Consider the following 9,195-nt stretch of genomic DNA (forward strand, 5'->3'; position numbering starts at 1 on the left):
CCGGTACGCCGCCGCCAGCGTCGCGACCCCACCGAACGACGAGCCCAGCAGGCACCGCCCGGCACGCTGCCCGACGAGTGGGAGCGACGATTCCAGTTCCGGGACCAGCTCCTGGGTGAGGAACCGGGAGTGCGCCGCGGAGTTCGCGTACTCGTCCAAACGGTCGCCGGGGTGGGTGAAGGCGACCACGGTCTCCGCGACGTCGAGCCGGTGGATCAGGTTGTCCAGGACGGTCTTCATCGAGGCGTACTGCAGGAAGTCCCCGCCGTCGTGCACGACGAGCAGCGGATAGGACGCCGTGGGCCGGAACCGGGCCGGCAGGTAGAGCGTGACGTGCGCGTCGCGGCCGAGCGCGCGGCTGCGCAGCACGAGGTCCTTCAGCTCGCCGGGGCGCGCCTCGGGGTCCGGCAGCACCCAGTCCGGCGTCTGGTAGCCCGCGGCGAAGCAGACCGACGACGAGCCCATCGGGCTGTGCGACCGCTTCTCGTTGAGCGGGTCGTTGAATCGCTCGTAGTGCTCGCCCCGCCGGATCTCGATCTGGTACTCGACCCGCGAGCCCTCCGGCAGCTCGAGCACCAGCTGCCACAGGTCGGTGCCGTGCACCCGGTGCATCAGGATCCGGTCGGGCAGCCCGACGATCCGCTGGCAGACCCACGCCTCGTCCGCCTCACCTCGCCACAGGAAGGTGCACCGGTCGCCCTCGACCACTGGGATCTCGTGCTGGCCGAGGAACCGGTCGACCGCCTCGGCGTCCAGGGGTGTGGCCGACGTGAGCCGGTGGATGGCCAGCTCCCCGGAACCGGCCCGAGCCGTGGTCATGCCGCCGTCCCCTCGGTGATCAGCCCGTTGACGCCGACCACCCGGGCATCCGGTGGCAGCGCACCGTCGGGACCCAGGTCGACCCGGACACCGTCGTCCAGGACCAGGCACGAGTCCGGCGCGAACCGGCGGGCCAGCACCGACATCCGGAGCACGTCATCGGTCAACAGCCGCCGCCGCGCGTGCGGCAGCAGGACGAGGCCGGCGACCACCCCGATCCCCGCGTCGAAGACCTCGGTCAGGGAGGCGCCTTGCGCCGCCCGGTCGTGGAACAGCACGACCCGTGGCGTCAGCGCCATCGCGCCCGCCGACCACGCCACGACCCGCGGGGGCACGTGCGGCGACAGGTGGAACAGGTGCAGGACCCTGATCAGGTCGCCGACGTGCCCGCCCGCGACGACCAGGCACTGCGCGCCCGACAGCAGCTCGCGCACCTCCGCGCGATGCGCGGCGATCGTGCCCCGCTCCTCCAGCCGCCAGGTCCCGTAGAAGTCGTCGTGCAGCTCAGCGACCCTGGCCAGATGCGTCGCATCGAGCAGTCGCACCGCCTCCATCGCGTCGGCGGAGGCCATGGCCAGCGTGTGCGCGTGCCCATCGGTGCGCGCGGTCACCGCGGACTCCGCCTGCAGCGCGTGGTCCAACCGGATGAGGTAGAGCTGCCGGAGCTCGTCGAGCACCTGCCGGTGCTCGCGCTCGGCCGCGGCGTACTCGGGATCGGCCCGGAGGGCGTCCATCCAGCGCGAGAACAACCGCAGGTTCACCGCCTGCCCGCCGGCCAGGGCGAGGATCTCGGCGTCGTCGGACTCCCGCTCCTGCCAGCCGGCGTTGACGACGGCCACCGGCCCGTCGATGCCCAAGGAGGAGAGGACCCGGTCCAGGGTCGGCCGCCGCTGGGGCCCGAGCAGCGTGATCGAAGGGGTCACCGCCGCGGGCCTCAGTTCGCGTGGACGTGGACGGTGCGCCCGACGTCGTCGAGCATCCCGCGCAGCCTGTCGAAGTCAGGGTGCCGCATGCGGACGTAGGCGTTGGCCATGTAGCCGGCGGTCTCCGGCTGGGTCGGCGTCCCGGGCGGCGGGAGGTGCGCGTCCAGCACCCACTGCCCGTGGCGGCCGTGGATCTCGTCGACGCCCGAGTAGCCGGAGATGGTGCCGTCCCGCTCGGGGCGCAGGGCCACGATGCCGGCCGAGTACTGCCGGGACGGCTGCCCCCAGACCTGGCCGTGGACGATCGAGTCGGCCCACTGGCGATAGACGTCGAGGTCGTTGGCGGCCGAGTAGAGGTCCCAGGCGCCGACGCCGGGCGGCCGGCAGCCGATCTCGCTGAACCTCAGCCCCTTCGGCCCGAAGAACCACTCCATGTGCGTGGCGCTGGTGCCGATCCCGAGCGCCTCGTTGACCCGCCGCCCCATGTCGCGCAGCTCCTGGTAGTCGGCCACCGAGTCGATCCGGTTGGTCGTCACGAACTGCGGGGAGATCCAGCGGGTGCGCATCGCCTCGAGCACGTTCGGGAAGTAGTGCGACACGAAGTCCAGCGCTGGGACGCCGTCGACGGAGAGGGTGTCGTAGAAGCCTTCGTGCCCCTCGACGAACTCCTCGACGGCGATGGAGTCGACCTGCTGGGCACCGAACATGCCCAGCGCCGCGTCCAGCTCGGCGTCGGCGTCGACCCGAGTGGTGTCCAGCGCGCCGGCACCGCTGCGCGGCTTGAGGATGAGCGGGTAGCCCACCTCCCGCGCGAAGGACCGGACCTCCTCGGCGGTCGACGCCGCGGTCGACGCCGCCGTCGGCACGCCGGCGGCCCGGAGCACCTCCTTCATCGACGGCTTGTCGCGGCACAGCCAGGCCGTCCGCACCGACGTCCCGGGGATCGAGCAGTTCTCCCGGACCTGCGCGGCGGCCATGGTGTGGGACTCGATGGTGGCCTCGAGACGGTCGATCCAGACCTTGTCCTGTATCCACCGGACGGCGTCGGTGAGCGCGCCGACGTCGGTGACGTTCGGGACGTGGTGGTAGTGCGACATCCACGACCGCAGCTCGTCGTCCAGCCACTCGCCCGGGCGGTCGCCGACGCCGTAGACCGACGCCCCCACGTCGGCCAGGGCGCGCACGAAGTGGCGCTGCGTCGACGGGAACGCCGGATCGACGAAGACCACGTTCATGCCGGGAGCCTAGGAGGACGGTGCGGGTGCGGCCACCGCGCTGAACTGCCGGGACCGGCCGCTGGGCGTAGCGTCCGCCCATGGTCGTCGCCGCGTTCGTCGCGCCGTACCTGCTGGAGGCGACGGCGCGGTTCGTCTCCGTCGCCGCGGACCTGCCGGGTGTCCGGCTCGGGCTGGTCACCTGCGAACCCGTGGAACGGATCCCCCCGGACCTGCGCGAGCGGCTGGCGGGCCACTGGCGGATCGACGACCCGCTCGACCCGCGTCAGCTGGCCTGGGCGGTGGACGGCCTCGCCGGGCAGCTGGGCCGGGTGGAGCGGCTGGTCGGCGCCCTCGAGCAGCTGCAGGTGCCCCTGGCGCAGGTCCGCGAGCACCTCGGGATCGAGGGCATGGACGTCCGCACCGCGCACAACGTGCGCGACAAGTCGCAGATGAAGGAGACACTGCAGGCCGCGGGCATCCCGTGCGCCCGGCACGCGCTCGTGCGCAACCCCGGGCAGGCCACGGCCTTCGCCGACCAGGTCGGGTTCCCGCTGGTCGCCAAGCCGCCGGCGGGTGCGGGCGCGCAGTCCACGTTCCGGCTGGACGACGAGAACACGCTGCGGGGCTGGCTGGCAGCGGTGCCGCTGGGCGAGGACGACCCCGCGCTGCTCGAGGAGTTCCTCACCGGCGACGAGCACACGTTCGACAGCGTCACGATCGGCGGGGCGACCGTGTGGTCGTCGATCGCGGACTACCGTCCGCCGCCGCTGGAGGTGCTGCGCAACCCGTGGATCCAGTGGACGGTCCTGCTGCCCCGCGACGTCACCGGCCCGCGGTACGAGGGCATCCACCGGTGGGGACCGGCGGCGCTCAAGGCACTGGGGGTCACCGACGCGCTCACGCACATGGAGTGGTTCGCCCGGCCCGACGGCTCGGTCGCCGTCTCGGAGGTGGCCGCCCGGCCGCCCGGGGCGCAGCTGACGTCGATGCACGGCTACACGCACGACTTCGACCTGTACCGCGCTTGGGCCGAGCTGGCGATCCTCGGCCGGTTCGAGGTGCCTGAGCGGCGGTTCGCGACCGGTACCGCCTACCTGCGCGGGATGGGGCACGGGCGGGTGCGCGCGGTGCACGGCATCGAGGCGGTCCAGCAGCAGATCGGGCACCTGGTGGTGGAGGCGCGGCTGCCGCAGCCGGGACAGCCCGCCGCCGCCGACTATCTGGGCGAGGGGTACGCGATGGTGCGCGACCCCGACACCGCGGTGGTCGAGGACGCGTTGCGCCGCATCGTCGACGGCGTCCGCATCGAGCTGGCCGAGGCCTGACCGGAGGTCCGATGAACATCGTCATGCTCTCCCCCGGCTACCCGGCCGAGATGGCGTACTTCACCCGGGCGCTGGCCGGGGTGGGTGCCCGGGTCATCGGGGTCGGCGACCAGCCGCCGCACGCGCTGCCGGACGCCGCCCGCGAGTCGCTCGCGCACTACGAGCACGTGGACCTCGCCGACGAGGGCGCGGTGCTCGCGGCGTTGCACGGGCTGTCCCGGCACGCCTCGATCGACCAGGTGGAGTGCCTCTGGGAGCCGTACATGCTGCTGGCGGCCAGGATCCGGGAGACCTTCGGGCTGCCCGGCCTCTCCGTCGAGCAGACCGTGCCGTTCCGCGACAAGGAGACGATGAAGCGGGTGCTCGACGCCGCCGGCATCCGGACGCCCTGGCACGTCAGTGCGCGCACCGTCGCCGAGGTCTGGGCGGCCGCCGAGCAGGTCGGCTACCCGCTCATCGTCAAGCCGATCGCGGGCGCCGGCTCGGCCGACACCTTCCGGGTCGACACCGCCGAGGAGCTCACCGCCGTGCTCCCCCAGCTGCGGCACGTCCCCGAGGTCAGCGTCGAGGAGTTCGTCGACGGGGAGGAGTTCACCTTCGACACCATCTGCGCCGACGGGCGGATCCTCTTCGAGCACGTGCTGTGGTACAGGCCGCGTCCGCTGCAGATGCGCATGCACGAGTGGGTCAGCCCGGTGTCGATCTCGCTGCGCGACCTGTCGGTGCCCCAGCTGGCCGGGGGACGGCGGATGGGCGAGGCGGTGCTCGCCGCGCTCGGGTTCCGCTCCGGCTTCACGCACATGGAGTGGTACCTGAAGGCCGACGGCGAGGCCGTGTTCGGCGAGATCGGGGCCCGTCCGCCCGGGGCCCGCGTCGTGGACCTGATGAACTTCGCCACGGACGGCGACACCTACGCCGGCTGGGCGCAGGCCGTCGTCCACGGGTCCATGCCGCCGCTGGAGCGCCGGTACAACGCGGGGGCGATCTTCAAGCGCGCCCGCGGCGAGGGGCGGATCACCCATTCCGAGGGCCTCGACGCGCTGCTCGGCCGGTACGGCGAGCACGTCGCGCTGCTGGACCTGCTGCCGGTCGGTGCGGCGCGCCGCGACTGGCGCTCGACGGTCACCGGCGACGGCATGATCGTCGTCCGGCATCCCGAGCTGCAGCAGGTCATCGAGATGACCGAGGCGTTCGCCGGCGACTTCCAGATGTTCGCGGCTTAGCAGAAGGACCCCCTGCCCCCCACCGTTCGCAAGCTCACGATGGGACCCTGCAAGGGGCCTAGAGAAGTTCTTCCAGGTACTGCGGGAGCATCCGCCGCCAGGTGGGCCACTCGTGCGGCCACTCCTCACCCCACGCGTCGACCCGGTTCGGCACGCCCTTGCGGCCGAGCACGGCGCCTGCATCCCACGAGGAGTCGACGTCCTCCCACGCGCCCTGCCCGGAGGCGAGGATCGCGAACCGGGTCCGCAGCTTGTCGAGCTGCTCGCCCTCCATCCCCGGCAGGAAGTCCAGCGGCGAGGAGAAGAACAGGTCCGGCGAGAACTGGTGGTCGAGGAACCGCTGGATCCGGTACGTGCCGCTCATGCCGACGGCGGCGCGGAACATGTCCGGGAACCGGCAGAGCACGGCGAGGGCGTTGAACGCCCCGATGGAGGCGCCCGCCGCCACGATCGGGGCCTCGTCACCCCCCATGTCCGTGCGGATGGCCGGGACGACTTCGTGCCGGACGCAGTGGTGGAACTGGTTGAACAGCCACATCCGGTACTCGAGCGAGCCGGTCTTCGCCACCATCGCCTGGCCGGCGACGCTGTCGCACGAGTAGACCTTGATCCGGCCGGCCTCGATCATCGGCCACACGGCGCCGATCACCCCGTTGCGCTCGATCTCCTCTGCGTCCCCGCCCGCGGTGGGAAAGACCAGGACCGGTGTGCCGTAGTGACCCCACCGGGCCAGACCGATCGGCTGCTCCAGACGTTCGGAGTACCAGCTGTCGGTGACCTTCACGTCGTCCACCCTGGCACGGCCGCCGCGACGCGGCAGCGCGACCGGGCTGCCGACCAGCCGGTTCCGTGCCAACCTGACCGCACAGGACGGACGACGGGAGGCCACCGGCGTGGGCGAAGAGGTCGAGGCCCGGACGTTCTCGCGCGCGGATCGGCTGCGCTACCGGGAGAAGCTACGGCGCTGCCTGGACGTGTTCGGCCGCATGCTCAACGAGTCGAAGTTCGACTTCGAGCGCCCGCTGACCGGCACGGAGATCGAGTTCAACCTCGTCGACGCCAACCAGGACCCGGCGATGCGCAACGAGGAGGTTCTCGCCGCGATCGCCGACGAGGTCTTCCAGGCCGAGATGGGCCAGTTCAACATCGAGATGAACGTGCGCCCGACATCGCTGGCCGGCACCGCCGCCGCCGAGCTCGAGGAGGAGCTGCGAGGCAGCCTCAACGACGCCGAGGAGCGCGCCCGGGAGATCGGGGCGCACATCATCATGATTGGCACGCTGCCGACCCTCGACCCCGAGCACGTCACCGCCGAGGCGATCACCGCCCACCCGCGCTACGCGCTGATCAACGAGCAGATCTTCGCCGCACGCGGCGAGGACCTGCACATCGCGATCGACGGGCCCGAACGGCTGGACCTGCACGCCGACACGATCGCCCCGGAGGCGGCCTGCACCAGCACCCAGTTCCACCTGCAGGTGAGCCCGCAGGACTACGCGGCCCACTGGAACGCCGCGCAGTGCATCGCCGGCGTCCAGGTGGCGCTCGGCGCCAACTCGCCGTTCCTCTTCGGCAAGGAGCTCTGGCGGGAGACCCGCATCCCGCTGTTCGAGCAGGCCACCGACACCCGGCCGCAGGAGCTCAAGGCACAGGGCGTCCGGCCCCGGGTCTGGTTCGGCGAGCGCTTCATCACCTCGGTCTTCGACCACTTCGAGGAGAACGTCCGCTACTTCCCCGCCCTGCTGCCGGTCTGCGACGAAGAAGACCCCACCGCCGCCCTCGACCGCGGCGACGTCCCCCGGCTGTCCGAGCTGCGGATGCACAACGGGACCATCTACCGCTGGAACCGCCCGGTGTACGACATCCACGACGGCAGGCCGCACCTGCGGATCGAGAACCGGGTGCTGCCCGCCGGGCCGAGCATCGTCGATGTGTTCGCCAACGCCGCCTTCTACTACGGTCTGCTGCGCACCCTGGCCGTCCAGGACCGGCCGGTGTGGTCGCAGATGTCGTTCGCCACCGCGGAGGACAACTTCACGCAGGGCGCCCGGCACGGCATCCACGCCCAGCTGTACTGGCCGGGCCTGGGCACCGTGCCGGTCACCGAGCTGGTGCTGCGGCGGCTGCTGCCGATGGCCCAGCAGGGCCTGGCGGAGCAGGGCGTGGACACCGCAGTCAGCGACCGGCTGCTGGGCGCCATCGAGCGCCGCTGCACCGCCCACCGCAACGGCGCGGAGTGGCAGGCCGAGACGTTCCACCGGATCGACGAGCAGCGGCAGCCGCTGGACCGCCGTGACTCGCTGCGGGAGATGCTGCGCCGCTACAGCGAGCACATGCACGCCAACGAGCCGGTCGCCGACTGGCCAGTGGGCTAGGCGGTGCGGTTCAGCCGGTTCTCCTCGTCGCGCATCCACATCCCGAGCAGCCCTCGGTAGTGCGCGATGAAGTGGTCGTGCTCGTGCGGGGGGAACGTGGACCGCACCGTGTCGACGAGCAGCCGGTCGAAGTCGGGACCGCGGACCCAGTCGAGCACCACCTCGTCGAGGTGCGCGAGCCGGCTGGCGCAGAAGTCGGAGTAGGCCTCCGTCTGGAAGTACTCGTTGGCCAGCCCGCCGTAGGCCTGCAGCTTCTCCCCGTAGCTCAGGTCGGGGCGATCGGCGATCTCGAAGAACCGCCGGGTCTCGAGGTCCAGCCGCGGCCGGCGGCCGGTGGCCGTGCAGAACACCGACCACCGGATGAGCGCTTTGATGGCCCACGGGAAGTAGTAGTGCAGGCTGGTCAGCGCGATGTCCGGGCAGGCGTTGGCGTAGTCGATCGGATACACGACGCCGTCCCTGATCAGCGTCTCGCAGGAGTTGAACTCCCAGCGGAAGAACGCATTGACCAGCTTGCCGATGGTGACCGTCTCCTCGCCGGTGGCCGCGTCCAGGAAGTCGTGGCTGACCGAGTACCGGCCGTGCATCGGCTGGTCGGGGTCGAAGTTCATGACCATCGTCTCGGCGCCGATGGACAGGCTCCGCGCGAAGACCTCGTATCCCGCCACGGCCTTCTGCAGGTGCATCAGGCGCTGCCCGGAGGCGTCGTAGGCCGCCTGCAGCTCCTCGGGGTTGCGGATCATGGTGACCCCGACCCACGCGCCCCCGTCATAGGGCTTCATGAACAGCGGATAGCCCATGCGCTCGGCGATCGCGTGCAGGTCGAACGGCTGGTTGTACTTCTCCGCCGTGTAGGCGTACTTGGCGTGCTCGGGTGGGTTCTTGTACGGCACGAGGACCGTGTCCGGCACGTGCAGCCCCAGCCGCAGCATGGCGCAGTACGCCGCGTGCTTCTCCATGCTCTGAAAGGTGAAGGGGCTGTTGAGCAGGTAGACGTCGTCCATGAGCGCCGCCTTCTTCAGCCACTCACGGGGGTGGTAGTACCAGTAGGCCAGGCGGTCGATGACCAGGTCGTAGCGCGGCTTGGCGCACAGGTCGAACGGCTCGACCGTGATCCGTTCGACGTCGTACCGGTGAGCGGCGCCGGTCCCGTCGTGCACGGTGCCGAGGCGGCGCACGATCGCCTCGAAGGCGGTGGGCCAGTCCTCCTCGGTCCCGAGGAGCAGCCCGATGAGGTGCTGGTGGTCGGACATCGACGCTCCTCCAACGGTGGCGGGGCCTCCCGCGCCGCCCCCTGACCTGGGCGGACGCGA

8 protein-coding genes are annotated in these 9,195 nt (G+C 71.4%); 3 read left to right on the forward strand and 5 right to left on the reverse strand.

The annotated features are described in order from the left end of the window. The 3 genes from VN520_RS31240 to VN520_RS31250 form a co-directional block, all read right to left on the reverse strand. On the reverse strand, window positions 1-819 hold an 819-nt coding region (locus VN520_RS31240; RefSeq protein ID WP_325750297.1), incomplete at its 3' end, for an alpha/beta hydrolase-fold protein. Then, window positions 816-1,742, reverse strand: a complete 927-nt coding sequence (locus tag VN520_RS31245) for a hypothetical protein (protein WP_325750298.1) — start codon at window positions 1,740-1,742, stop codon at window positions 816-818. The genes VN520_RS31240 and VN520_RS31245, both read right to left, overlap by 4 nt. A gap of 11 nt (window positions 1,743-1,753) precedes the next feature. Beyond that, window positions 1,754-2,977, reverse strand: a complete 1,224-nt coding sequence (locus VN520_RS31250) for a hypothetical protein (protein ID WP_325750299.1) — start codon at window positions 2,975-2,977, stop codon at window positions 1,754-1,756. Window positions 2,978-3,057: 80 nt separating this feature from the next. Between VN520_RS31250 and VN520_RS31255 the strand changes: the two genes are divergently transcribed. Beyond that, window positions 3,058-4,284 (forward strand): hypothetical protein, encoded by a 1,227-nt coding sequence (locus tag VN520_RS31255; RefSeq protein WP_325750300.1) that lies wholly within the window; start codon window positions 3,058-3,060, stop codon window positions 4,282-4,284. An 11-nt stretch (window positions 4,285-4,295) separates the two neighbouring features. After that, window positions 4,296-5,507, forward strand: a complete 1,212-nt coding sequence (locus VN520_RS31260) for an ATP-grasp domain-containing protein (protein ID WP_325750301.1) — start codon at window positions 4,296-4,298, stop codon at window positions 5,505-5,507. A gap of 58 nt (window positions 5,508-5,565) precedes the next feature. Here VN520_RS31260 and VN520_RS31265 read toward each other — a convergent pair whose 3' ends face one another. Further along, window positions 5,566-6,291, reverse strand: coding sequence for an esterase family protein (locus VN520_RS31265; RefSeq protein ID WP_325750302.1), 726 nt, complete (start codon window positions 6,289-6,291; stop codon window positions 5,566-5,568). A 109-nt stretch (window positions 6,292-6,400) separates the two neighbouring features. Here VN520_RS31265 and VN520_RS31270 point away from each other — a divergent pair, with 109 nt between their 5' ends. Then, window positions 6,401-7,882, forward strand: coding sequence for a glutamate--cysteine ligase (locus tag VN520_RS31270; protein WP_325750304.1), 1,482 nt, complete (start codon window positions 6,401-6,403; stop codon window positions 7,880-7,882). Here the strand turns inward: VN520_RS31270 and VN520_RS31275 are convergent. Next, window positions 7,879-9,135 carry a hypothetical protein gene (locus VN520_RS31275; protein ID WP_325750303.1) on the reverse strand — a complete coding sequence of 419 codons (1,257 nt, stop codon included), beginning with the start codon at window positions 9,133-9,135 and terminating at the stop codon, window positions 7,879-7,881. The genes VN520_RS31270 and VN520_RS31275 overlap by 4 nt on opposite strands. Window positions 9,136-9,195 lie beyond the last annotated feature (60 nt).

The sequence above is a fragment of the Streptomyces sp. genome, from assembly GCF_035563135.1.
Classification (GTDB): domain Bacteria; phylum Actinomycetota; class Actinomycetes; order Streptomycetales; family Streptomycetaceae; genus Streptomyces.